The sequence below is a fragment of the Pseudarthrobacter sp. CCNWLW217 genome (genome assembly GCF_037203985.1).
In the GTDB taxonomy this organism is placed as follows: Bacteria; Actinomycetota; Actinomycetes; order Actinomycetales; family Micrococcaceae; genus Arthrobacter.
This window is the reverse complement of sequence record NZ_JBBCBT010000029.1, coordinates 1-23,920: the sequence shown is the minus strand read 5'-3', so window position 1 is coordinate 23,920 and position 23,920 is coordinate 1. Positions and strand designations below refer to the sequence as shown.

Genomic DNA, 23,920 nt, shown 5'->3' with positions numbered 1-23,920 from the left:
GTCGATGTGGTTGATGTAGTCGGCCGGGGTCAGGACCTCGGACTCGTCAATGTAGTCCACGCCCAGGGACTGCAGGACCTGGGCCTCGACGAAGTGGCCGATCCGGGCCTTGGCCATGACCGGCACGGACACGGCGTCAATGATCGCCTCGATCATGTCGGGATCGGACATGCGGGACACGCCGCCCTGGGCACGGATATCGGCCGGAACGCGTTCCAGCGCCATCACGGCCACGGCACCGGCGTCTTCGGCGATGCGGGCCTGTTCGACGTTGACGACGTCCATGATGACGCCACCCTTGAGCATCTCAGCCATGCCGCGCTTCACACGGCTGCTGCCCGCGACGGCGACATTTTCGTAAGGGAGTCGTTTTAGGGTCACTTCTTGCTCCAAAGAGACAGGGCGCCTGTGAAGCCAGGCATTCGAGTAATGGGATAGGCCCCGGGTGCGTGTGCACACCCGGGGCTAGAGGTACTTCACCGAGTCAGCATTCGATGACGTTTACCGCGAGGCCGCCCCGTGAGGTCTCCTTGTATTTGGACATCATGTCGGCGCCGGTCTCCCTCATGGTCTTGATGGCCTTGTCGAGGGATACCTTGTGACTGCCGTCGCCGTGTAGTGCAAGGCGGGCGGCGTTGATGGCTTTGACGCTCGCGATCGCATTCCGTTCGATGCAGGGGATCTGCACCAGCCCGCCCACGGGGTCGCAGGTCAGGCCGAGGTTGTGTTCGATCCCCACTTCGGCGGCGTTCTCCACCTGCGCAGGTGTGCCGCCCAGCACTTCACAGAGGCCGGCGGCGGCCATGGAGCAGGCGGAACCCACCTCGCCCTGGCATCCTACTTCGGCTCCGGAAATGGAGGCGTTGATCTTGAACAGGATTCCGACGGCGGCAGCCGCCAGCAGGAAGCGGATCACGCCGTCGTCGTTGGCGCCGGGAACGAACTTCACGTAGTAGTGCAGCACCGCGGGGACGATGCCGGCCGCGCCGTTGGTGGGTGCGGTGACGATCCGGCCGCCGGCAGCATTTTCCTCGTTGACGGCAAGGGCGAACAGGTTGACCCATTCCATCGCCCGGAGCGGGTCGGTCACCCCGGTGTCCGCCGTGAGGGTCTGGAATAACGACGGCGCCCGGCGCCTCACGTTCAGACCGCCTGGAAGGATCCCTTCCGCCGCGCAGCCGTTGTCCACGCATTCGCGCATCACCGCCCAGAGGCCCAGCAACTTCTCCCGGAGCTCCGCTTCGGTGCGCCAGGTCAGCTCGTTGGCGAGCATGACGTCGGAGATGGACATGCCTTCGCGGCGGCAGATCGCCAGGAGTTCGTCGGCCGTACTGAACTCGTAGGGCAGGACGGTGGCGTCGGCCACCACCCGGTCGCTGGCGTCGGCGTCGCCGTCAACGACGAAGCCGCCCCCAATCGAATAGAAGCTCCGCTCGCTGAGGACGGTCCCGGCGTGGTCCAGGGCGCGGAATGTCATGCCGTTGGGGTGCGCAGGGAGGGACTTGCGCCGGTGCAGCACCACGTCCTCGTCCCAATTGAAGTCCACGCGGTGGACCCCGCCCACCCAAAGTTCGGCGTCGAGGGCCGCTGCGGCCACCTGGTCATCAGCTGTTGTGGTATCCACGGTTTCGGGGTCCAGCCCCTTAAAGCCCAGGACCACGGCCTTATCCGAGCCGTGGCCCCGCCCGGTGGCCCCGAGGGAGCCGAACAGTTCGGCCTGCACGCGCCTGGTGGAACTCAGGTGTCCTTCGCTTTTGAGCCCGTCGGCGAACAGCTTCGCTGCCCGCATCGGGCCGACCGTGTGTGACGACGACGGCCCGATGCCAACGGAAAACAGATCCAGGACGCTAAGTGCCATTAAGGGACCTCAGGGGAGGCGTATTCCCGCATGGCATCGAGGAGCCAGCGGCCCAGGAACTCTGCGAACGAGGCCCGCGGGAAAATGCGGTAGCTCTCGTCGCCGGTTTTCCACAGGACCACCGGGATGTTTCCGATTTCCGTGGAAAGCGCGGTTCCGGTTTTGAACTCGCGGGGGTGGAGGTCCAGCGAGCAGCCCTTTTCCAGGACGGCCCGGGACCGCGGCCCGGTGAGTTCGAACGTGGTGCGGTTGGCGGAGAGGTCCACAACCTGGCCTTCGCCGTCCGCGAGGGCTTCCCGGAGCGCCTGGAGAAGGTCACCGCCGAGGGACTCGTGGGCTTCGAGGGGTGCCACTACCAGGAATTCCTCGGGCCCGAGCCACAGCACGGAGGTGTCTCCGGCACCGCTCACGTCGCCGCACGTTGCGGGCAGGCCGCCCGTGACCGAGGCGATCCGCTGCCCGGCTTCGGTGTTCCGGCCAACCCGAATGCCCACCATGGTCAGGAACGTGATTTCGCTCAGTTCCACGGTGCCGCGGACGGAGCCGGTTTCAAATGCCGCCCGGAGCAGTGCAGCCGGGCTGGTCCGGAGGGAGAGGTTCTTTTTGGTTGCGGGTGCTGCTGTTTCAGCCATCTTTGCGGGTCCCTTCGGGGTCAAAAAGTACGGTTTCTGCGACAACAACGTCAACCACCTGGTTTCCTGCGACGGCCACCAGGGTCTCGCCGATCCGGTTGCGGCCGTTCTTGATCAGTGCCAGGCCGAAGGAGCGGCCCAGTGCGGCGCTGTGGTAGCTCGAGGTGACAAAACCCTGCATGGGCACCGGGCCGTAGGCGGAGTTCACCGGGATGCCCTTTTCCACCAGTTGGGTTCCTTCCGGCAACCTGATGGTGCCGTCGATGGGCAGCACGCTGACCAGGTGCTTACGGTCACCGCGCTGGGCATCGGCACGGGCGTAGGAGCGCTTGCCGATGAATTCCTTGGCCTTGGAGACGATCCATTCCATCCCTGCGTCCTGCGGGGTGACGGTGCCATCCGTGTCCTGGCCAACGATCGGGTAGCCCTTCTCGGCGCGGAGCACGTGCATGGTCTCGGTGCCGTACGGGGTGATGTTGAATTCGGCGCCGGCCGCGGCAACGGCTTCCCAGGTGTTCAGCCCGTACCAGGCAGGCACGTTGATCTCGTAGGCCAGCTCACCGGAGAAAGAGATCCGGCAGACCCGGGCACGGACGCCCGAGGCGAGGGTTGTTTCGCGGAAGGTCATGAACGGGAAGGCTTCGGTTTCCAGTCCGCCGTTGGCGGCGAGCTCCGGTGCCACCTTGGCCAGGACCGCGCGGGATTTAGGCCCGACGACGGCAATGGTGCTCCACTGTTCAGTCACCGAAGTGCAGTGCACATCCAGTTCCGGCCACTCCGTCTGCAGCCACTCCTCCAGCCAGTCCAGCACCTTCGCGGCGCCGCCGGTGGTGGTGGTCATGAAGAAGCGGTCCTCGTCCAGGCGCAGGGTCACGCCGTCGTCGAAAATCATGCCGTCTGCCTGGCACATCACGCCATAGCGGGCGGAACCGGGCGCGAGCTTCTTGAACGCGTTGGTGTAGATCCGGTTAAGGAACTCACCGGCGTCCTTGCCCCGGATTTCGATCTTGCCGAGCGTGGTGGCGTCCATGAAGCCCACCGATTCGCGGACGGCAGCGCATTCACGCAGCACGGCCTCGTCCATGTCCTCGCTGCCCTGCGGGTAGTACCAGGGACGCTTCCACTGTCCGACGTCCTCGAACAGGGCACCCTTGGCAACGTGCCAGGGGTGGATGGAGGTGACGCGGGCGGGGTCGAACAGTTCGCCGCGCTGGCGTCCGGCGAGAGCCGCGAACGCTACAGGGGTGAACGGAGCCCGGTAGGTGGTGGTGCCGATGTCGCCGATACCCCGGGACGCTTCGCCTGCCTGGCGGAGCGCGGCGGCGATGACGCCGATCGCGTTGACGCCGGAGGTCTTGCCCTGGTCGTTCGCGGTGCTGATGGAGGTGTAGCGCTTGATGTGCTCCACGGAACGCATGCCGGCTCCGGTGGACCGAAGGACGTCTGCAACGCTCTGGTCCCGCTGGAAGTCGACGAAGTGGTGGTGCCAGTCGTCCGGAGTTCCGGTCTGCCCGGGCACCAGCCACAGCTGGCGGGTTGGGGCGGACGCCTTCGGCTCGCCGATGACGGCGGGTTCGGTTTCCGAGGTGAAGCCGGCGGCGATGGCAGCCGCGGCCCCGGCGGAGATGCCTTCGGCGAGGCAGTCGGCGAGTTCGAAGCTGCCCCGACCGGAGCCGATGGTCTGCTGGTTGGGGACCACGGTGCCTGGCACGAAGGCCGCCAGGTCGTCGTCCCAGCGCAGCTTGCCCTGGCGCTGGGAGTGGAGGTGCACCAGCGGGCTCCAGCCGCCCGAGACAGCCAGCAGGTCGCAGGCGATCTCTTCGATGCCGGAGGTGAGTTCGCCGTCGTCGTTGATGCTGCGGACGGTGACGGCGTTCAGCCGGCCGTCGTCCGTTCCAGCGGCATCGGTTCCGGCGGCATCGGTTCCGGCGGCGGTGTTGGCCACCGCGCTGCCGACCAGTACCCGGGTGCCGGCTTCGACGGCGGCAGCGGCCACCTCGGTCAGCTTGGGGCGGGCGTCGACGACGGCGGCGACCTTGACACCGGCGGCGCGCAGGTCCGCAGCCAGGGCGTAGGCGCTGTCGTTGGTGGTGCTGATGACAACACGCTGTCCGGGGGCTACCGCATAGCGGTTCAGGTAGCTGCGGACTGCCGAGGCGAGCATGATGCCGGGCCGGTCGTTGTTTTCGAAGACCAGAGGGCGTTCGTGGGCGCCAGGGGCCAGCACCACCTGGTTGGCACGGATGTGCCAAATACGCTGCCTGGACACGCCGGGCGCTGCCGGGGTGGACAGGTGGTCGGTGCGGTTCTGGACGGCGATGACGTAGTTGGAGTCATAGGCGCCGAAGGCGGTGGTGCGGTTCAGGACGGTGGATTCCGCGCCGGAGACGAGCTCAGCTTCGATATCCGCCACCCATTCCAGGGCAGGCTTGCCTTCGATGGTCTGCGCGAGCTCGGGGGCCGTGGAACCGGACAGCAGGGATCCGCCGAGTTCGGGCTGATCGTCCAGCAGCATGACGCGTGCGCCGGTGCGGACGGCTTCGCGGGCTGCGGCCAGGCCGGCGGGGCCGCCGCCGATCACCAGGACGTCGGTGTGGACGTACTTCTTGTCGTACTCCGCCCGGTCCTCCTCGGGATCCAGTCGGCCCAGGCCGTTAAGCAGTTCAGCCTTCAGGCCGTCCACCAGGGTGACGGTGGTTGCGGGGAGCATGGACTCAGCCACGTGGCCCGGGAACCGTGGCGCGATTTTCACCAGCGCGTTGGCTTCCTCTACGCCGGCGGACATGATGCCGCGGGCCCGGCCCTCGTAGAGCGAGTTGCCGACGGCGATCCGGCCGTTCGCGAGCAGGGCGGAGGCCAGCGTGTCACCGGGGTGGCCCGTGAATTCCTCGCCGTCCACGGTGAAACGCCAGGAGATGGTGCGGTCGATGCGTCCGCCGGCGGCGAGGCGGGCGTTCTGGGAAGTCACTTGGTTGCTCCTTCCGGGGCGGTGGTGCTGGCGGGGGCGGTGCTTGGGGCAATGCTGGTTGCAGCGATGCTGGGAGCCGCGGTCCCGGTGGTGGTGCTGTCCGGGGCGGTGCTGGCGGTGCCGGACTCAGGTGCCGGGGCAGCTTTGTCAGGCCGGGGCGCGCCCATGGGGTAGATCGCCTGGATCTCGTAGGTGACCGTGTCGCGGAGCATGTTGAACCACTGGCGGCAGCCAGTGCTGTGGAGCCAGCGTTCGGCAAAGGCGCCCTTGGTGTTGTCCCGGTAGAACAGGAACTCGGCCCATTCGCGGTCGTTCAGTTCGTTCGGGTTTTCCGGATAGGCCACGTGGGCCTGGCCGCCGTAGTGGAACTCGGTCTCGTCGCGGGAGCCGCAGTTGGGGCATGAAATGAGGAGCATGTCCGGACTCTCTTCTAGTGGGCCACGGCGGCTGCGCCGTGTTCGTCGATCAGGGCGCCGGTTTCGAACCGCTCCAGCGCAAACGGCTTGTTCAGTTCGTGCGGCGTTCCCGTGGCGATGGTGTGCGCAAAGGTGAGGCCCGCGGCCGGCGTGCCCTTGAAGCCGCCGGTGCCCCAGCCACAGTTCACGAACATGTTCTCCACCGGGGTGGTGCCCACGATCGGAGAGGCGTCCAGGGTCGTGTCAACGATGCCGCCCCACGTCCTGAGCACGTGCGCACGGGCAAAGATCGGGAAGAGCTCGACGGCGGCAGCCATCTGGTGCTCGATCACATGGAACGAGCCGCGCTGGCCGTAACCGTTGTAGGAGTCCACTCCGGCGCCCATGACCAGCTCGCCCTTGTGGGCCTGGGAAACGTAGACGTGCACGTGGTTGGACATGACGACTGTGGGGTGGACCGGTTCATGCAATTCGGAAACCAGCGCCTGCAACGGGTGGGACTGGATGGGAAGCCGGAAGCCGGCCATTTCGGCCAGGACCGAGCTGTGCCCGGCGGCGCACAGGCCCACCTTTTCGGTGTTGATGGTGCCACGGTTGGTCTGGACACCCACCACGCGGTTGCCGTCCTTGACGAAGCCGGTGACTTCGCAGTTCTGGATGATGTCCACGCCTAGTTCATCGCACTTGCGGGCGAAGGCCCAGGCCACGTGGTCGTGCTTGGCGATACCGGCCCGCGGCTGGTACGTGGCGCCCATGACGGGGTAGCGGATGTTGTCGTTGATGTTCAGGATGGGGCAGAGTTCCTTGACCTGCTGCGGGTCCAGCCACTCGGCGTCCACTCCGTTGAGTTTGTTCGCACCCACGCGCCGCATGCTTTCACGGACATCACCCAGGGTGTGGGCGAGGTTCATCACGCCGCGCTGGCTGAAGAGGAAGTCGTATTCGAGCTCCTCCGGCAGGACTTCCCAGAGCTTCAGGGCGTGCTCATAGATAGCCGCGCTCTCGTCCCAGAGGTAGTTGGACCGGATGATGGTGGTGTTCCGGGCCATGTTGCCGCCGGCCAGCCAGCCCTTTTCGAGGACGGCGATATTGGTCATGCCGTGATTTTTGGCCAGGAAGTAGGCGGTGGCCAGGCCATGCCCGCCGCCACCAACGATGACTGCGTCATAGGAGGGCTTCGGGTCCGGGTTGTGCCAGAGGAATTCCGGGTGCTCCGGAAGCAGATCGGCCATCATGCCACCTCGTTCGTGTCAGAGGAGAGGTTGGGGTAGAGCGGGAACTTTCCGGCAAGGATTTCAACCCGCTGCCGCAGTTCCGCCACGGTCTCGTCGCTGAACTCGCGCTTGAGTGCTGCGGCGATTATGTCCGCAACCTCGGTGAACTCTGCCTTTCCGAACCCGCGGGTGGCCAGTGCCGGCGTGCCGATTCGAAGGCCGGAAGAGACCATCGGGGGACGCGGGTCGAACGGCACGGCGTTGCGGTTGACGGTGATGCCGATCCGGTGCAGGCGGTCTTCGCCCTGCTGGCCATCCAGTTCCGAGTTGCGCAGATCCACCAGGACCAGGTGCACGTCGGTGCCACCGCTGACGACCGTCACGCCGGACTCTGCAACATCGGCAGACAGCATGCGGTCTGCGATGATGCGGGCACCTTCCAGGGTGCGTTCCTGGCGCTCGCGGAACGCCGGCTCAGCGGCGAGCTTGAATGCCACAGCCTTGGCGGCAATGACGTGCTCCAGCGGGCCACCCTGCTGTCCGGGGAACACCGCGGAGTTGACCTTTTTGGCGATGTCGGCGTCCTTGGTCAGGATCACACCACCGCGCGGGCCGCCAAGGGTCTTGTGGGTGGTGCTTGTGACGATGTGGGCGTGAGGCACGGGGTTGGGGTGCAGCCCTGCGGCTACCAAGCCTGCGAAATGGGCCATGTCCACCATCAGGTACGCGCCTACCAGGTCAGCGATCCGGCGGAATTCGGCGAAGTCCAGCTGACGGGAGTAGGCGGACCAGCCGGCGACGATCAGCTTCGGCTTGTTTTCAACCGCCAGGCGCTCGACTTCAGCCATGTCAATCAGCATGGTGTCTTCGCCGACTCCGTACGGGACCACTTTGTAGAGCTTGCCGGAGAAGTTGATTCGCATCCCGTGGGTCAAGTGGCCACCGTGGGCGAGGTTCAACCCCAGGATGGTGTCGCCGGGCTGGATCAGGGCGAACATCGCCGCTGCGTTGGCCTGGGCGCCTGAGTGGGGCTGCACATTGGCGAATTCGGAGCCAAACAAGGACTTAAGACGGTCGATGGCGAGCTGCTCGACCACATCAACGTGTTCGCAGCCGCCGTAGTAACGCTTGCCCGGGTAGCCTTCGGCGTACTTGTTGGTCAGGACGGATCCCTGTGCCTCCATGACGGCAGTCGGCGCGAAGTTTTCGGAGGCGATCATCTCCAGCGTGCCCTGCTGGCGCAGGAGCTCCTGCTGAACGGCTGCGTGGATCGCAGGATCGGTCTCTGCGAGCGTACGGGTCAGAACGTCGACCATCTTTTCTCCTCTGCTATCTAATATCCTGTTGATATATTAGTTTCGTGACTCAAGTATGCTATCCGGGCCAGTGGGTGTCAACAGATTTTTCAGGCCGTCCCAGAGGCGCCAAAAGCGCGGCTGCAAGGGCCGCGCTTTGGATGGCACATCGAGAGGAGGGGCTTAGATCAGGTGAAGAGCGCCTTGCGGACGGCATCCTCGAATCCACTGACATGGCTCCTCGCCAAGTCAGCGGCCCGCGCCTCATCGCCGTCAATCACTGCACCGAGAAGGTCCAGGTGCTCATGTACGTGGCGGGAAAGGTCCGGAAGGCGATCCAGCACCATGCACCAGATGCGGGTGGCGAGGTTGTCGTACCGGATCAGGACGTCCTCGAGGTGGGGATTTGCCGCAGCTGCATAGATGCCTTGGTGGACGCGCGCATCAAGGCGCAGGGTTTCAACGACGGAGGCTGCCTGGATATCGAAGGATTCAACAGCACGCATCACGGCCCGCAGTTGCTCGCGCTGCCGTTCTGTGGCCACCCGGGCGGCACGCGACGCTGCGAGCGGTTCAAGCTGCGTCCGGATTTCCGAAATGAAAGCCAGGTCTGTCACCTCCACACGGGTGGCAAAGGTGCCCCTGCGCGGATACGAAACCACCAGGCGGTCAAGCTCGAGCCGCTTCAAAGCTTCCCGCACCGGAGTCCGTCCCATGCCGAGGTCCCTGGCGAGGTGGTCGTCGTTAAGGAGATCGCCGGGTTTGATGTCCAGCATGAGCAGCCGGTCGCGGATGCGCTCGTACGCCACGTCCGCCAACGACTTCTTGACTCCATCTTCCACGATCGCCAACGCTTCAACTGCCATAACCTGGACCCCTTTCCATTCAAGCCAAACAGGCTATTGACCTCGCCCACTGACCAGTATACGCTGATTCCCAGCCCTAATATATCAGTTCATGATCTGAGAATATATCTAACGGGAAGATACCTAAAGGAGGAGACATGACCCTAGTGGCAACAGACTCATCAACCAGCACGCTGACCCAGACCGACCCCCGCGTGAAAGACCAGGCCCAGAAGTTCGTGCTCACACTGTCGTGCGTCGAACGTGCCGGTATTGTCCAGGCGGTCACCACCTTTCTCTTCGAACGTGGCTTCAACATTGAGGAGCACCAGCAATTCGACGACGGGCTCCGCGAGACGCTGCACCTGCGCACCGCATTCTCTGGTTCCCCCGAGTACACGCCGGAGCGGCTCCAGGAGGAGTTCAGCGCCATTGCGGACCGCTTCGAGATGAAATTCAGCTTCCATGACCAGACCAAGCAGCGCATCCTGGTGATGGTGTCCAAGTTCGGCCATTGCCTGAATGACCTGCTCTTCCGCTGGCGCGGCGGCAGCCTCGGCGGCGATATTGTCCTGATCGTTTCCAATCACGAAACCCACCGGGCGATGGCCGAGGCTGCAGGCCTCCCCTTCCTCTATGTTCCGGTGACGCCCGAGACGAAGGCCGACGCCGAACAGCGCCTGCTGGACCTCATCGACGAATATGACATCGACCTCGTGGTGCTCGCCAGGTACATGCAGGTGCTCTCCGATGACCTCTGCCGCTCCCTTGAGGGCCGGGCCATCAACATCCACCACTCCTTCCTTCCTGGCTTCAAGGGAGCACGCCCGTACCACCAGGCGTACGACCGCGGCGTCAAGCTGGTAGGCGCCACAGCCCACTACGTGACTGCGGAGCTGGATGAGGGGCCAATCATCGAACAGGAAGTCATCCGGGTCGATCACAGCTACGGCCCCACCGCACTGTCCACGGTCGGGCGGGACGCGGAAGCGCTGGCACTGTCCCGCGCCGTGCGCTGGCACTGCGAGCACCGTGTGTTGCTGGACCAAACCAGCACTGTCGTGTTTCGGTAAGCACGACCACCACATCAGCACAGACAACACACGAAAATCAGCAGGAGAAACCACATGGCTTCGACGCCAAGCATTGTCATTATTGGAGCAGGAATCGTCGGCACGAACCTGGCCGATGAACTGGTCACGCGGGGTTGGAACAACATCACTGTCCTGGACCAGGGCCCCCTGAATATGCCCGGAGGCTCCACGTCCCACGCCCCCGGCCTCGTTTTCCAGACGAACCCCTCAAAGTCCATGGCACTTTTCGCCAAGTACACGGTGGAAAAGCTCCTGTCCCTCACGGAGGACGGCCAAAGCTGCTTCAACCAGGTGGGCGGCCTTGAAGTTGCCACCACGGAAACCCGTCTGGCAGACCTCAAGCGCAAGCTCGGTTACGCGCAGGCGTGGGGCATCGACGGCAAGATCCTCTCCCGCGAAGAGTGCAAGGAACTCTACCCGCTGATCAACGAGGAAGACATCCTGGGCGGCCTCCATGTACCTACCGACGGCCTGGCCCTGGCTGCCCGCGCAGTCCAGTTGCTCATCAAGCGCACCGAAGCAGCCGGCGTAAAGTACATCGGCAACACCGAAGTGACCGGGATCGAACAATCCAACCGCCGCGTCACCGGCGTCGAGACCGCCGACGGCGTGATCCCGGCGGACATCGTGGTTTCCTGCGCAGGCTTCTGGGGCGCCAAGGTGGGCGAGCTGATCGGGATGTCCGTCCCGCTCCTCCCGCTGGCCCACCAGTACGTCAAGACCACGCCGGTTCCCGCCCAGAAGGGAAAGAACGAACTGCCCAACGGCGCTCAGCTCCCCATCCTGCGCCACCAGGACCAGGACCTCTACTACCGCGAGCACGGCGAGCGCTACGGCATCGGCTCCTACGCACACCGACCCATGCCCGTGGACCTGGACGAACTGGGCAGCTACGAGCCCAGCAGCATCAGCGAACACAACATGCCTTCCCGCCTGGACTTCACCCTGGAGGACTTCCTTCCCGCGTGGGAAGCAACCAAGCAGATCCTGCCGGCACTGCGTGAAAGCGAAATCGAGGATGGCTTCAACGGCATCTTCTCCTTCACCCCGGACGGCGGCTCCCTGGTGGGCGAGTCCAAGGAAGTGGACGGCTTCTTCGTTGCCGAGGCCGTGTGGGTCACCCACTCCGCCGGCATCGCCCGTGCCGTGGCAGAGCTCCTCGTGGACGGAAAGTCGCAGATTGACCTTGGCGACTGCGATATCCACCGCTTCGAAGAGGTCCAGCTGACCCCCGAGTACGTCAGCGAGACCTCCCAGCAGAACTTCGTGGAAATCTACGATGTCCTGCACCCGCTTCAGCCGAAGCTCTCTCCGCGCAACCTTCGCGTCAGCCCCTTCCACGCCCGCCACAAGCAGCTGGGCGGCTATTTTCTGGAAGGCGCCGGCTGGGAACGCCCCTACTGGTTCGAAGCCAACGCCGAACTGCTGAAGGAAATGCCGGACGAATGGCAGCCGCCGGCCCGTGACGCCTGGTCCGGAATGTTCAGCTCCCCCATCGCCGCCGCGGAAGCTTGGAAGACCCGTACGGCAGTTGCCATGTACGACATGACCCCGCTCAAGCGCCTTGAGGTCTCCGGCCCCGGAGCCATGAAGCTGCTGCAGGAGCTGACCACCGCCGACATGACCAAGAAGCCGGGGGCCGTCACCTACACCCTCCTGCTGGACCACGCAGGAGGGATCCGAAGCGACATCACCGTGGCCCGCCTGAGCGAAGACACCTTCCAGCTCGGAGCCAATGGAAACATCGACACGGCCTACTTTGAGCGGGCTGCACGCCACCAGACGGAGAACGGAACCGCCAGCGACTGGGTCCAGGTACGCGACACCACCGGCGGGACGTGCTGCATCGGCTTGTGGGGCCCCCTCGCCCGGGACCTGATCAGCACGGTCAGCAGCGACGACTTCTCCAATGACGGCCTGCGCTACTTCCGGGCGAAGAAGGTTGTCATCGGCGGCGTCACCGTCACCGCAATGCGGCTGTCCTACGTTGGCGAGCTGGGCTGGGAGCTGTACACCAGCGCGGACAACGGCCAGCGCCTGTGGGACGCATTGTGGAAGGCAGGGCAGCCGTTCGGCGTCATCGCTGCCGGCCGCGCCGCCTTCAGCTCGCTGCGCCTGGAGAAGGGCTACCGCTCGTGGGGCACCGACATGACCACCGAGCACGACCCCTTCGAAGCGGGACTCGGCTTCGCCGTGAAGATGACCAAGGAAAACTTCGTCGGAAAGGAAGCTCTGGAGGGCCGGACCGAGGAAAACTCTGCCCGCCGCCTGCGCTGCCTGACGGTCGACGACGGGCGCAGCATCGTGCTGGGCAAGGAACCTGTCTTCTACAAGGACCAGGCAGTTGGCTACGTCACGAGCGCCGCTTATGGCTACACCGTGGCAAAGCCGATCGCCTACGCGTACCTGCCCGCCGCCGTCTCCGTGGGTGATTCGGTTGAAATCGAGTACTTCGGCCGGCGTATCCAGGCCACGGTCACAGCGGATCCACTGTACGACCCCACGATGACCCGGCTCCGCGGATAAGAGCCGCAGGGCCATTCAAGGGCACGCGGCCCGGACTCATTCCCTCGCAACCGGAGTCCGGGCCGCTGCTTTTCCATGGCCTGTTTCATGCCCAGGCCAGTCGACTAGAGCTTCAGCCCCAGGAAGACACATGATCAGTTCACAAACAATAAACGACTACCTCGCCAGGCTTGCCTCGCGCGAACCCACTCCAGGCGGCGGCGCAGCCGCGGCTCTCCACGCCGCCCAGGGGGCGGCACTGGTCGCCATGGTGGGCAGGTACACCACCGGCACGAAATACGAACAGCACGCCGACCTCGTCGCCAGGATCATCAGCAGCGCAGATGGCCTGGTGGCCCAAGCCCTGCACCTCGCGGACGCCGACCAGCACGCGTTCCAAGCCGTCATTGACGCGTACAAGCTCCCTGCCGGTACTGACGACCTCAAGGCTGCACGGACAGCGTCCATCCAGGACGCGCTCGTCCAGGCCGCGAAAACGCCGGCACAACTGATCCTCGTTGCCGGCGCCGTTGTGGATCTTGCCACGGAACTGTTCGAGGTGGCCAACGCCAACGTGATCAGCGACGTCGCCGCCGCCGTCGACGCTGCCCGGGCAGCCGCCACCACTGCACGGGTAAACATCGACATCAATGTGGTGGCCATCAAGGACACCGAAACACGTTCCCGGCTGGCTGCCCAGACCGATGGCCTTGAGGAAAAGGTCATCCTGGCAGCCGACTCGCTCGTCAAGCGCGTTCGCGAAAGGATTCTCGGTTGAGCACCACACTCCTCTCTGGACGAAACCTGGCAAAGCTCATTCAGCAGAAGGCCCACGACGAAGCCCGGAACCTCGAAACTGAGAGCCTGCGCCCCACCCTTGCAGTGGTGGTGGCCACCGATGACGGCTCCACGCTCTGGTATGTGCGGTCCATCGAACGGGCTGCTGAAAGCGCTGGCATCAATTGCCGGATCGTTGACCTGGGCCACGACGCGACGGGACAGGTTCTGGCCTCAGTCCTGAAGGACCTCAGCGCCGAGCCGTCCGTCAACGGCATCATCCTTCAGACGCCATTGCCTCCCGGCGTTGACGCAGATGCGCTGGTTGGGCACATCGCCCCCGAGAAGGACATCGACGGCGCCAACCCCCTGAGTCTTGGCCGGCTGGCTGTGGGCCAGCCCTCGTTCGCCCCTGCCACTGCACGGGCCGTCACCGAGATCCTGGACCACTTCGACATCCCGGTGGCGGGCCGAAACGTCGTCGTTATTGGACGTTCCGCCGTCGTCGGGAAACCGCTGTCACTGCTGCTACTGGAACGCGACGCCACCGTCACCGTCTGCCACTCCAGGTCAGGAGCACTGGAGAAATACACCAGGACGGCCGACGTCGTGGTGGTCGCCGCCGGGCGTACCGGCCTGCTGAACGGCGGCCACATTTCCCCCGGGGCGGTTGTGATCGACGTCGGCACCAACGTCCTATCCGACGGGTCCCTCGTGGGGGATGTGGACGAAGCCAGCGTCCGGGGCATCGCCGGGGCGCTGACACCCGTTCCCGGTGGCGTCGGCTCAGTCACCACGGCCCTGCTTCTCCTGCACACCGCCGAGGCCGCGCGGGAACAGTCGCGTGCCTTGGTCCGGGGAGCAGCCGGGTAATCCACGGCAAGCACCACTGCTTCGCTTAGGTCCAGTTGTTGTCTTCGCGCCCGTGCAGATCCCTGCGATCTGCACGGGCGGCAAGGCCGTGTCCTGCCAAGGGGCTACAGGACGGCCCTGATGAGGTTCTCGAAGTCCGTCACATGCTTGGTTGTCAGCCGCGCGGCAGCTTCGGAATCCCCTTCTGCGATGCACTCGAGCAGCTCAATGTGCTGGGCAATGTGCTCGGACACCGGAGGAAGTTTCTCCAGCACAAGGCTCCAGATCCGCGTCGCCAGATTGTCGTACCGGATCAAGACATCCTCTAGATGCCGGCTCCCGGTGGCCCGGTAAATCATTCGGTGTACCCGCATGTCCAGGCGCATCAGGTTCTGCTGGGAGTGCATTCCTGGCAGGAGCTCCCCGACTTCCCTGGCAAATTCCTTGATCTCTTGCCGGAGCTGCGGCGACGCCATTCGGGCAGCCCGTGCTGCGGCCGCAGGCTCTAAGAGCTGCCGGATTTCGGAGATTTCGGCCAAATCCGTGATGTCCACCCCTGCGGCGAATGTTCCCCGCCGGGGATATGCCACCACCAGATGGTCGCTTTCAAGGCGCTTCATCGCTTCGCGGATCGGCGTCCTGCCCACTCCGAGCCGCCTCGAAATCACTTCGTCGTTCAATGGTTCGCCAGGCTTGATGTCCAAAACGATCAGTTCATCACAGAGCACCCTGTAGGCGAAGTCGGCGAAGGACTCGTCCTCCTGCCTCGTTGGCAGGAAGGACCCCCCAACATCCGACGGTAGTTCTCCACCGCTTGCCATTTCCAAGTCTCCTCCCGATGCACAGCCGAGCCTTGACGCGAAGGCCTCGTGTACATAGTATTCCTAGAACTGATATATCAATATCCCATGAAAAAAATGTCAACCCTAACGGAGAGCAATGAGCACAGAAGCTGTTGCAAGGATACGGCTGGAAGTAGTTCCGTCCGCCGATCTGCTCACGCAACTCCCCGCGGCTTTTGACACCATGGGATCCGTCAGCGTCACGTGCCTCCCGCACCACGGGCCTGCACGGACCGTAGAGACGTCCGTGAACCTGGCGCGCCTGGGCTACAACGCGGTTCCCCATCTCGCAGCCCGCAGCATCACGGGTGAGGCAGAACTCCACTCGCTGCTGCTGCAACTCCAGGAGGCCGGCGTCTCGGAGCTGTTTCTCGTTGCCGGTGACCGGCGCACACCCGCTGGCCCCTACAGCTGGAGCGGAGAACTCCTTGAGGCGGTCAACGCCTACTCACCCGACTTCTCGATAGGAATTGCCGGTTATCCGGAAGGCCACCCGCAGTTCAGCCAGGAGCAACTCAGCAGCAGCCTCCTCACGAAAGCACCTTTTGCGTCCTCCATGGTCACCCAGATGTGCTTTTCCGCCGAGGCGATCAGCCGGTACCTCCGGTCAATCCGCACGAGCGGCATCCAACTGCCCGTGTGGGTTGGAGTCCCGGGCCCGGTCTCCATCAGGAAACTGGTCTCCCTGGGAGCACGCCTCGGGGTGGGCCGTTCCCTCAAGCTCGCCCGCGGGACTGGGATGGCGGAAGCCCTCTGGCGGCGGGACGACTTCCTGAGCTACGACAGCGGGCGCCTGATCCGCGAGGTACACCAGGAGTTGGCAGGCGATCCCCTCTTTGCCGGGTTCCATGTCTACACCTTCAACGACCTCGGCCGGTTGCCTGGCCTCCTGGATGGTGTACGCGCACTGCAGCCGACCGCCACCTTGGCCTCGGGCAACACCTCCATTCCACTGATTCCTGCCAAGATCTGAAGGGAAGATCACATGGCTTCAAAAGCCCCCAAGCAGAATATCGACGAGTCAAAACTGAGCCTGACAAAGCCCAAAACGACTGCCGTCGGCCTTCCGGCTGTTGCAAACGCGCTGAAGATTTCCCTTGAGCAGATGGGCCCGTTGCGCAGCATCCAGACGCTCTTGGCCGTCAACCAGGTTGACGGCTTTGACTGCATGGGCTGCGCCTGGCCTGAACACGAAAAGCGCAATGCTGCGGAATTCTGCGAGAACGGCGCCAAGGCGGTGGCTGAAGAAGCCACGCGCCGCCGCGTCACTCCTGAATTCTTCGCGAAGCACTCCATTGCAGACCTGAAGACGCGTGACGATTACTGGCTGGGTCAACAAGGCCGGCTCACGCATCCGATGCTCCTCGAGGAAGGTGCAACCCACTACAGGCCCATCGAGTGGGACGATGCCTATGAGCTGATCGCCCAGGAGATCAGGGACATGGAGCATCCCGATCAGTCTGTCTTCTACACTTCCGGGCGGACATCGAACGAGGCAGCCTTCGCCTACCAGCTCCTCGTTCGCGGCATCGGAACGAACAATTTGCCCGACTGCTCCAACATGTGCCACGAATCGTCCGGCTCGGCCCTGGTCGAAACGATCGGCATCGGCAAAGGCTCCGTCAGCCTCACGGATCTGGAGACGGCGTCGCTGATTTTCGTGGCGGGGCAAAATCCCGGAACGAACCATCCGCGCATGCTCAGCGCACTGGAGAAGGCGAAGAAGAACGGCGCCGTCATCATCTCAGTGAATCCGCTTCCCGAGGCCGGGCTCCTGCGGTTCGAGAATCCGCAGAACATATCCGGCATGGTGGTGGGTACACAACTGACCGACGACTTCCTCCAAATTCGCGCCGGCGGCGATCAGGCCCTCTTCCAGGGTCTTGGCAAATACCTTCTAGAAGCCGAAGCCCAAGGGCGCAAGACCCCCGGCCTCACCACAGTGCTCGATCATGAGTTCATCAAGGACCACACCGTAGGCATCGACGAATACCTGCGGTACCTCGAAAAGGCGGAATGGGACGACATCGTCGAAGCCACGGGGCTGACGCTGGAACAAATCAAGTCCACAGGCGAGCGCCTCCTGGCCTCGAGCGCCACGATCGTCTGCTGGGCCATGGGCCTGACCCAGCACAAGCACTCGGTACCCACCCTCCGCGATGTGGTCAACGTCCTGCTTCTGCAAGGCAACATTGGCAAGCCCGGAGCCGGTGTCTGCCCCGTCCGCGGCCACTCCAACGTCCAGGGCGACCGGACCATGGGCATCTTCGAGAAGATGCCGGAGAACTTCCACGACCGGCTTGACCACGAGTTCGAATTCCGCTCCCCCCGGGCGCATGGCTTCGACACCGTGGCTGCTATCCGCGCTATGCGGGACGGCAAGGTCCGCGTCTTCATCGGCATGGGGGGCAATTTCGTGCGGGCGGCCCCGGATTCCGAGGTCACCGAACAGGCACTGGCCAACACCCGCCTGACGGTGCAGATCTCCACGAAACTGAACCACTCCCATGTGTCCACGGGTCGCCGTGCGCTGATTCTTCCGACGCTCGGACGTACAGAGAAGGACACCCAGCGCACCGGTGACCAGAGGGTGACAGTGGAGGATTCCATGAGCGCGGTCCACGCCTCCCGGGGTCGCCTGAAGCCAGCCAGTGAACACCTGCATTCAGAAGTGGCCATTGTGTGCAACATCGCCCACAAGATCTTCACCGGCAGCGACAACCTCCCGCTGCCCAATACCCCCAAAGCCGACTGGCTCGCCATGCGGGACGACTACTCCATCATCAGGAAGCACATCGAAGCGGTCCTCAGCGGCTTCGAGAACTTCGAGGAACGGATCCAGAACCCGGGCGGGTTCGTCCTTCCCCACCCGCCCCGGGACGCCAGGAAGTTCGATACCGCCTCGGGCAAGGCGCACTTCACAGGCAACGAACTGGAATTCATCAGGGTCCCTGCCGGACGGCTCGTCCTCCAGACGCTGCGCTCCCACGACCAGTACAACACCACCATCTACGGCAAGGATGACCGCTACCGAGGCATCCACGGCGGGCGCCGCGTAGTCCTGATCAACGCCGACGACATTACTGAGCTGGGGTTCACGGACGGGGACATGGTCCATCTCATCTCCGAATTCCAGGGGACCGAACGACGCGCCGAGAACTTCCGCATCGTGTCATACTCGACGCCCAAGGGTTGCGCGGCGGCCTACTACCCGGAAACCAACGTCCTCGTGCCTCTTGATTCCGTAGCCGACACCAGCGGCACGCCGACCTCCAAGTCCGTTATCGTGCGGCTTAAGCGGGCCGAATCGTGAGCTCTATCCTGACGGCGGAAGCAACCGTTGCCACAGGCGTGGACGGGCCAAGGGTGGAGCGGGCTGTCCGCGAATACCTTCTGGCCATCGGCGAGGACCCCGAAAGGCCCGGACTGGCGGACACCCCGGCCCGCGTAGCCCGCGCCGCCGCGGAAATGTTCGGCGGGCTCCATGAGGATCCCCTGGCAGTCCTGGACAAGACCTTCGACCTCGGCCACGGTGAAATGGTCATCGTTAAGGACATCCCGTTCTATTCCACCTGCGAACATCACCTGGTGCCGTTCCATGGCGTGGCACATGTGGGCTACATCCCGTCTGCTGAGGGACTGGTGACCGGCCTCAGCAAGCTCGCCAGGCTGGTGGACGTCTTTGCGCGAAGGCCGCAGGTCCAGGAGAGGCTCACCACCCAGGTGGTAGACGCACTTGTTACGTCGCTGCGGCCCTTGGGGGCAATTGCGGTGATCGAGTGCGAGCACCTGTGCATGTCAATGCGGGGCGTCCGCAAGCCCGGGGCAAAGACCATCACGTCTGCAGTCCGTGGTGAACTGCGCCTGCCGGCCGCCCGGGCGGAGGCACTGAGCCTCATCCACGGGCGCTAAGAAATCTCTCTGGACATGCCCCTACGGCTGCCATACGATGTAACTGATATATCTTTATTGAACAACTAAAAATATCAGCTTCGTACGCCCTCTTCTGCGCGACGACCAACAGCACTAACACACACCAGACACCATCAACGGAGAAGCAATGTCTGATATCACTCAAGCCCAGGCCGATGCCATCCTCGGCGCCGCCCGAGAGTCGGCCCGTGAGACGGGCACCGCCATGAACATCGCGGTAGTGGACGCCGGTGGCAACCTGAAGGCCTTCACCCGCATGGATGGCGCCTGGCTCGGCAGCATCGACATTTCCATCAAGAAGGCCCGCACTGCCCGCTACTTTGACATGGCAACGGGATCCATCGGCGAACTGTCCCAGCCAGGGGGCCCGCTGTTCAACATCGAAGTCTCCAACGGCGGACTTATCACGTTCCCGGGCGGACTCCCCCTGCACGATGAGGACGGCACTGTCATTGGCGCAATCGGCGTCAGTGGCAGCACGGTGGAGAACGACCACACCGTAGCTTCCGCAGGAGCTGCCGCCCAGCGCTAGGCAGGACCGGGACGCCATGCCACCGGCACGGCATCCCACTGACAGCCTTCGTCCTCGCGAAGGATGAACTGTCCCGTTTCCCGTGAATGGTGCTTCGGTGGCCTGAAACCTGGGGAGGTATCCTCATCGAAGCACCGCTTTCGGGCAACGGGGCAGCGCCGGCAACTTGCCGGACCAGTGCAAGGCAATCCGAGATGGCAGGCCTGGCACCAAATCCCAGCACCACCCCGCAGCCAAAAGGAGTGTCCATGTCAGGAAACAGAGCCGTCGCCTACAAAGAACCCGGTGTCGTCGAAATTATCAATACCGACTACCCGACGTTCGAACTCAAGGATGGGCCTGGCGTCAATCCGGCCAATGTGGGCCGGAAGGTACCCCACGGTGCGATCCTGCGCACGGTGACCACCAACATCTGCGGTTCCGACCAGCACATGGTGCGGGGCCGCACCACCGCTCCCAAGGACCTCGTCCTCGGCCATGAAATCACCGGTGAAGTGGTGGAAGTCGGTCCGGACGTGGAATTCATCAAAGTCGGAGACATCGTCTCCGTACCGTTCAACATCTCCTGTGGCCGTTGCCGGAACTGCAAGGAGCGCAAGACCGGCATCTGCCTGAACGTCAACCCGGACCGTCCGGGCAGCGCCTACGGTTATGTGGACATGGGCGGCTGGGTGGGTGGACAGGCAGAATACGTGCTGGTCCCTTACGCTGACTGGAACCTGCTCAGGTTCCCGGACCGCGACCAGGCCCTGGAAAAGATCATGGACCTGACCATGCTCTCGGATATCTTCCCCACCGGGTTCCACGGCGCCGTCACCGCCGGAGTCGGCGTCGGGTCGACCGTGTACATTGCCGGCGCCGGCCCGGTCGGCCTCGCAGCCGCCGTCGGTGCGCAGTTGCTCGGTGCCGCCGTCGTCATTGTTGGTGACATGAACGAAGACCGTCTGGCGCAGGCCCGCTCCTTCGGGTGCGAGACGGTGAACGTCTCCAACGGAGATCCGAAGGACCAGATCGAGCAAATCCTTGGCGTTCCCGAAGTGGATTGCGGTGTCGATGCTGTGGGATTCGAAGCCCGCGGGCACGGAAAGGATGCATCCCATGAAGCCCCGGCCACGGTGCTGAATTCCCTCATGGACATTACAGCCGCAGGTGGGGCTCTGGGCATCCCCGGCCTGTACGTCACTGGCGACCCCGGTGGAATTGACGACGCCGCCAAGCACGGTTCCCTGTCGCTGTCATTGGGCACCGGGTGGGCAAAGTCCCTGTCCTTCACCACTGGCCAGTGCCCCGTCATGTCATATAACCGCCAGCTGATGATGGCCATCCTGCACGACAAGGTCCAGATCGCCAAGGCAGTGAACGCCACAGCGATCCCGCTGGAGGATGCACCGCGCGGCTACGCCGAATTCGACGCCGGCTCGGCAACAAAGTTCGTGCTGAACCCGAATGGATACGTCAAGGCGTAGCACCCCAACTGACCGGGCCGGGGATTTGCGGGGCAAGCACCACGTGGTGCACGCCTCGCGGTCCCCGGCCCGCACATTTTCAGCGCATCACTACCATCAGGAAGGGGCACCCTTGCTCGCCCAAGATACCGCCACCAGCGGCAGCAGTTCGGTGTTGCGCTCCGCAGGGCCACCTTCCGGACATCCCTCCTCCACCTGGCTCGAAGCCCGGCAACTGGCTTTCGATTGCGCCGTCCCGCTCGCCCCCGCGGAGCTTCCGCTCGCGTTGTCAGCGGGCCATACCCTGACCCGCGACGTCGCCGCACTGCAAGAACTCCCCCATTACGCCTCCTCTGCCATGGACGGCTGGGCCGTCAACGGCGGCGGTCCCTGGATCCTTACCCGCCATGAGCCCGTTTTGCTTCCCGGCCGGGCCAGTGTCATAGCCACCGGTGGACTGGTACCTGTCGGCGCCCAATCGATACTCCGCAAGGAAAGCGGCCAGATCCACCGCGACGCTGACGGCAGCCTTCTCCTGCGACTCAATGACAGGGCAAAGGAAGGCGAACCCGGCCGGGGCCAACACATTCGTCCTGCCGGCGAGGAAGCTGCGGCCGGGGAAGTGCTGATCCCGGCGGGCACAACGCTGAACCCGGGCCACCTTGCCCTCGCCGCCGTGGCTGGCCACGACAACCTGCAGGTGCAGGCCAAGCCGGTGGTCGGAATAGTGCTGACCGGTTCCGAAGTAGTCACGTCGGGCGTTCCGGAACCAGGCCAGGTCAGGGATACGTTTGGTCCGCAGCTGGGGACTGTCATTTCCCTTCTCGGAGGCACGCCTGCCGACTCCCTGCGGATCGGGGATTCCTACCCCGAGTGGCTCGCGGCACTCGACGGTTCAGAAGCCTTTCCCGCACGCCTGCCGGACGTAACCATTACCACTGGCGGAACGGGCTGTTCCGGAACAGATCATTTTCGCGCCGCCATCGCTGCCCTCGGCGGACAGCTGTTGGTGGATGGCATCGCCATGCGGCCGGGCCACCCCGCGGTCCTGGCCAAGCTCCCGGACGGCCGCTTCGTCGTCGGGCTGCCCGGTAACCCCCTGGCAGCAATGATGGCCCTGATCACCGTAGGTGGACCGCTGCTGGAGGCACTCGGAGGCAAGCCCCTGAGCGACGTTGGACAAGTGACTTCCGCGGCTGACATTGATCCGTGCCCCGGCCGTACGCGCCTGTTTCCCTGCACGTTCATCGAGGGGCTCGCCTTCCCCGCCTCGCATACGGGACCCGGCATGATGCGTGGACTCGCTTGTGCCGACGGCATCATGGCCGTTCCCCCTGCTGGAGTCCAGTCCGGCGAGCCGGTTCCTGTGCTCCCGCTTCCCTGGACGCAGGCCAACGAAACAATCCATACCACCACCAACCGCGTACGGAGGACCCTATGGCCCGCATGACACAGCGCCGCAAGATCCACCGCTTCCACCTGGACGGTTCCGGCACCGAGTACCCGGTGCGGTTCAAGGAAGACATACTCGCCGCTGAGGAGCCCCTGGAAATCCGCATCGGCGGCCGCTCCTTCGCTGTCACCATGAGGACCCCGGGCGACGATTTCGACCTGGTGGCCGGGTTCCTGGTCTCGGAAGGCATCATCAGTTCCCACGCCGAGCTGGTATCGCTGCGCTTTTGCGTCGGCGATGCCGGGGGAGAACAGACATATAACGTGGTCGAGGCCCAGTTGAGGCCGGATGTACGCATGCCAGACACCATGCGGCATGTCTATACCTCAAGCTCCTGCGGCATCTGCGGGACAGACTCGATCGACTCCGTCCGCAAGACCCTTCCCTTCGATCCTGCCCGGGACACGCTGCAGATTCCCGTGGATGTGCTCGCCGAACTGCCGGAGCGGCTTCGCGAGGCCCAGGCGGTGTTCGACAAGACGGGCGGCGTCCATGCGGCCGGCCTTTTCAAGGTGGATGGCGCCAGCCCTGAGTTGCTGTGCCTCCGGGAGGATGTCGGACGCCATAACGCTGTGGACAAAGTGGTGGGATGGGCGCTGCGCCAAAACCTGCTGCCTCTGAGTGGCACCGTCCTCCAGGTGTCCGGGCGCGCGTCCTTCGAACTTGTCCAGAAGGCCGCCATGGCCGGCATTCCCGTCCTGTCTGCTGTGAGCGCGCCCTCCAGCCTGGCCGCCGACCTCGCCGTCGAGACCGGAGTGACGCTGGTTGGATTCAGCCGGGGACACAGCCTGAATGTCTACGCCGGGCGCGAAAGGCTGGGCCGCCCGCAGAAGGCCCGCGAGGAAACCTATGCCAAGCTTTGACGTTGTCCTCGCCGAGCTCAGCGAGGCCCCCATCTCGGTGGACCGGGCCACAGCGGCAGTCCAGGGCGATGAAGCCGGGGCGGTGGTCAGCTTCAACGGAGTGGTCCGAAACCACGACGGCGGCATGGCCGTCAGCAGATTAGGCTACTCGGCCCACCCCACCGCGCATCGCGTCCTCGCCCAAGTGGTGGAAGAACTGGTCGCGGAGCATGCCGGGAAGGCCGACAAGCCGGTCCGCATCTGGGCCGCCCCCCCGTGTCTTCTGAACGTCCCTCGCAAGTAATAGAGAAATAGGAGAATAATGACTGCCATTTCAACGACCCAGTCAGGTGCGCCGGTTACGTCCGACGCGCATTCGAAGTCAGTTGGTGCCGACGGTGCCATCATCCTGACTGA

Annotated in this window: 19 protein-coding genes and 2 pseudogenes; 12 read left to right on the top strand and 9 right to left on the bottom strand. The window is 64.1% G+C overall.

The window, feature by feature from the left end; translation table 11 throughout:
* From V9L18_RS21295 to V9L18_RS21260, 8 genes and pseudogenes are all read right to left on the bottom strand, one after another.
* Positions 1 to 381, bottom strand: a pseudogene (locus V9L18_RS21295) (pyridoxal 5'-phosphate synthase lyase subunit PdxS); the annotation flags it as partial.
* Between the two features lie 103 nt (positions 382 to 484).
* Positions 485 to 1,858 carry an L-serine ammonia-lyase gene (locus tag V9L18_RS21290; protein ID WP_337349139.1) on the bottom strand — a complete coding sequence of 458 codons (1,374 nt, stop codon included), beginning with the start codon at positions 1,856 to 1,858 and terminating at the stop codon, positions 485 to 487.
* Positions 1,858 to 2,490 carry a sarcosine oxidase subunit gamma gene (locus tag V9L18_RS21285; RefSeq protein WP_337349138.1) on the bottom strand — a complete coding sequence of 211 codons (633 nt, stop codon included), beginning with the start codon at positions 2,488 to 2,490 and terminating at the stop codon, positions 1,858 to 1,860. The genes V9L18_RS21290 and V9L18_RS21285 overlap by 1 nt, the downstream gene beginning before the upstream one ends.
* On the bottom strand, positions 2,483 to 5,458 hold the full coding sequence (locus V9L18_RS21280) for a 2Fe-2S iron-sulfur cluster-binding protein (protein WP_337349137.1): 2,976 nt from the start codon (positions 5,456 to 5,458) through the stop codon (positions 2,483 to 2,485). Before V9L18_RS21280 ends, V9L18_RS21285 begins: the two co-directional genes overlap by 8 nt.
* Positions 5,455 to 5,874: a sarcosine oxidase subunit delta gene (locus tag V9L18_RS21275; protein WP_337349136.1), complete on the bottom strand. Its 420-nt coding sequence runs from the start codon at positions 5,872 to 5,874 to the stop codon at positions 5,455 to 5,457. The genes V9L18_RS21280 and V9L18_RS21275 overlap by 4 nt, the downstream gene beginning before the upstream one ends.
* 14 nt (positions 5,875 to 5,888) lie before the next feature.
* On the bottom strand, positions 5,889 to 7,109 hold the full coding sequence (locus V9L18_RS21270; protein ID WP_436476603.1) for a sarcosine oxidase subunit beta family protein: 1,221 nt from the start codon (positions 7,107 to 7,109) through the stop codon (positions 5,889 to 5,891).
* A complete protein-coding gene (gene glyA / locus V9L18_RS21265; protein WP_337349135.1) occupies positions 7,106 to 8,404 on the bottom strand; it encodes a serine hydroxymethyltransferase in 1,299 nt (432 codons plus the stop codon). The genes V9L18_RS21270 and glyA overlap by 4 nt, the downstream gene beginning before the upstream one ends.
* A 167-nt stretch (positions 8,405 to 8,571) precedes the next feature.
* Positions 8,572 to 9,249: a GntR family transcriptional regulator gene (locus V9L18_RS21260; protein WP_337349134.1), complete on the bottom strand. Its 678-nt coding sequence runs from the start codon at positions 9,247 to 9,249 to the stop codon at positions 8,572 to 8,574.
* 137 nt (positions 9,250 to 9,386) lie between these two features.
* Here V9L18_RS21260 and purU point away from each other — a divergent pair, with 137 nt between their 5' ends.
* From purU to V9L18_RS21240, 4 genes are all read left to right on the top strand, one after another.
* On the top strand, positions 9,387 to 10,301 hold the full coding sequence (gene purU, locus V9L18_RS21255) for a formyltetrahydrofolate deformylase (RefSeq protein WP_337349133.1): 915 nt from the start codon (positions 9,387 to 9,389) through the stop codon (positions 10,299 to 10,301).
* 54 nt (positions 10,302 to 10,355) lie between these two features.
* Positions 10,356 to 12,848, top strand: coding sequence for a GcvT family protein (locus V9L18_RS21250; protein WP_337349132.1), 2,493 nt, complete (start codon positions 10,356 to 10,358; stop codon positions 12,846 to 12,848).
* Between the two features lie 130 nt (positions 12,849 to 12,978).
* Positions 12,979 to 13,605 carry a cyclodeaminase/cyclohydrolase family protein gene (locus V9L18_RS21245; RefSeq protein ID WP_337349131.1) on the top strand — a complete coding sequence of 209 codons (627 nt, stop codon included), beginning with the start codon at positions 12,979 to 12,981 and terminating at the stop codon, positions 13,603 to 13,605.
* Positions 13,602 to 14,477, top strand: a complete 876-nt coding sequence (locus V9L18_RS21240) for a bifunctional 5,10-methylenetetrahydrofolate dehydrogenase/5,10-methenyltetrahydrofolate cyclohydrolase (protein WP_337349130.1) — start codon at positions 13,602 to 13,604, stop codon at positions 14,475 to 14,477. The genes V9L18_RS21245 and V9L18_RS21240 overlap by 4 nt, the downstream gene beginning before the upstream one ends.
* A 104-nt stretch (positions 14,478 to 14,581) precedes the next feature.
* On the opposite strand, the gene V9L18_RS21235 is transcribed toward V9L18_RS21240, so the two are convergent.
* The gene (locus tag V9L18_RS21235) at positions 14,582 to 15,277 is read right to left on the bottom strand and encodes a GntR family transcriptional regulator (RefSeq protein ID WP_337349129.1); all 696 of its coding nucleotides are present in this window, start codon (positions 15,275 to 15,277) and stop codon (positions 14,582 to 14,584) included.
* Between the two features lie 118 nt (positions 15,278 to 15,395).
* On the opposite strand from V9L18_RS21235, the gene V9L18_RS21230 reads away from it, so the two are divergent.
* The 8 genes and pseudogenes from V9L18_RS21230 to V9L18_RS21195 form a co-directional block, all read left to right on the top strand.
* Positions 15,396 to 16,271 (top strand): methylenetetrahydrofolate reductase, encoded by an 876-nt coding sequence (locus V9L18_RS21230; RefSeq protein ID WP_337349128.1) that lies wholly within the window; start codon positions 15,396 to 15,398, stop codon positions 16,269 to 16,271.
* A gap of 12 nt (positions 16,272 to 16,283) precedes the next feature.
* Complete coding sequence (locus V9L18_RS21225; RefSeq protein WP_337349127.1) at positions 16,284 to 18,611, top strand: FdhF/YdeP family oxidoreductase; 2,328 nt, start codon at positions 16,284 to 16,286, stop codon at positions 18,609 to 18,611.
* A complete protein-coding gene (folE, locus tag V9L18_RS21220) occupies positions 18,608 to 19,210 on the top strand; it encodes a GTP cyclohydrolase I FolE (RefSeq protein ID WP_337349126.1) in 603 nt (200 codons plus the stop codon). The genes V9L18_RS21225 and folE overlap by 4 nt, the downstream gene beginning before the upstream one ends.
* 148 nt (positions 19,211 to 19,358) lie before the next feature.
* Positions 19,359 to 19,763 carry a GlcG/HbpS family heme-binding protein gene (locus V9L18_RS21215; protein WP_337349125.1) on the top strand — a complete coding sequence of 135 codons (405 nt, stop codon included), beginning with the start codon at positions 19,359 to 19,361 and terminating at the stop codon, positions 19,761 to 19,763.
* 248 nt (positions 19,764 to 20,011) lie between these two features.
* Positions 20,012 to 21,229: a formaldehyde dehydrogenase, glutathione-independent gene (gene fdhA, locus V9L18_RS21210; protein ID WP_337349124.1), complete on the top strand. Its 1,218-nt coding sequence runs from the start codon at positions 20,012 to 20,014 to the stop codon at positions 21,227 to 21,229.
* A gap of 112 nt (positions 21,230 to 21,341) precedes the next feature.
* Positions 21,342 to 22,658 carry a molybdopterin molybdotransferase MoeA gene (locus tag V9L18_RS21205; protein WP_443197988.1) on the top strand — a complete coding sequence of 439 codons (1,317 nt, stop codon included), beginning with the start codon at positions 21,342 to 21,344 and terminating at the stop codon, positions 22,656 to 22,658.
* Positions 22,646 to 23,524: a formate dehydrogenase accessory sulfurtransferase FdhD gene (gene fdhD, locus V9L18_RS21200; protein WP_337349123.1), complete on the top strand. Its 879-nt coding sequence runs from the start codon at positions 22,646 to 22,648 to the stop codon at positions 23,522 to 23,524. Before V9L18_RS21205 ends, fdhD begins: the two co-directional genes overlap by 13 nt.
* A pseudogene (locus V9L18_RS21195) lies at positions 23,511 to 23,774 on the top strand (molybdenum cofactor biosynthesis protein MoaE); the annotation flags it as partial. The gene fdhD and the pseudogene V9L18_RS21195, both read left to right, overlap by 14 nt.
* Between the last annotated feature and the right edge of the window lie 146 nt (positions 23,775 to 23,920).

Bases quoted from the DNA above. Each gene is read 5' to 3' on its own strand.
- V9L18_RS21290 (WP_337349139.1), bottom strand. From the start codon at position 1,858: ATGGCACTTAGCGTCCTGGATCTGTTTTCCGTTGGCATCGGGCCGTCG.
- V9L18_RS21285 (WP_337349138.1), bottom strand. From the start codon at position 2,490: ATGGCTGAAACAGCAGCACCCGCAACCAAAAAGAACCTCTCCCTCCGG.
- V9L18_RS21275 (WP_337349136.1), bottom strand. From the start codon at position 5,874: ATGCTCCTCATTTCATGCCCCAACTGCGGCTCCCGCGACGAGACCGAG.
- V9L18_RS21270 (WP_436476603.1), bottom strand. From the start codon at position 7,109: ATGATGGCCGATCTGCTTCCGGAGCACCCGGAATTCCTCTGGCACAAC.
- glyA (WP_337349135.1), bottom strand. From the start codon at position 8,404: ATGGTCGACGTTCTGACCCGTACGCTCGCAGAGACCGATCCTGCGATC.
- V9L18_RS21260 (WP_337349134.1), bottom strand. From the start codon at position 9,249: ATGGCAGTTGAAGCGTTGGCGATCGTGGAAGATGGAGTCAAGAAGTCG.
- purU (WP_337349133.1), top strand. From the start codon at position 9,387: ATGACCCTAGTGGCAACAGACTCATCAACCAGCACGCTGACCCAGACC.
- V9L18_RS21250 (WP_337349132.1), top strand. From the start codon at position 10,356: ATGGCTTCGACGCCAAGCATTGTCATTATTGGAGCAGGAATCGTCGGC.
- V9L18_RS21245 (WP_337349131.1), top strand. From the start codon at position 12,979: ATGATCAGTTCACAAACAATAAACGACTACCTCGCCAGGCTTGCCTCG.
- V9L18_RS21235 (WP_337349129.1), bottom strand. From the start codon at position 15,277: ATGGCAAGCGGTGGAGAACTACCGTCGGATGTTGGGGGGTCCTTCCTG.
- V9L18_RS21230 (WP_337349128.1), top strand. From the start codon at position 15,396: ATGAGCACAGAAGCTGTTGCAAGGATACGGCTGGAAGTAGTTCCGTCC.
- V9L18_RS21225 (WP_337349127.1), top strand. From the start codon at position 16,284: ATGGCTTCAAAAGCCCCCAAGCAGAATATCGACGAGTCAAAACTGAGC.
- V9L18_RS21215 (WP_337349125.1), top strand. From the start codon at position 19,359: ATGTCTGATATCACTCAAGCCCAGGCCGATGCCATCCTCGGCGCCGCC.
- fdhA (WP_337349124.1), top strand. From the start codon at position 20,012: ATGTCAGGAAACAGAGCCGTCGCCTACAAAGAACCCGGTGTCGTCGAA.
- fdhD (WP_337349123.1), top strand. From the start codon at position 22,646: ATGGCCCGCATGACACAGCGCCGCAAGATCCACCGCTTCCACCTGGAC.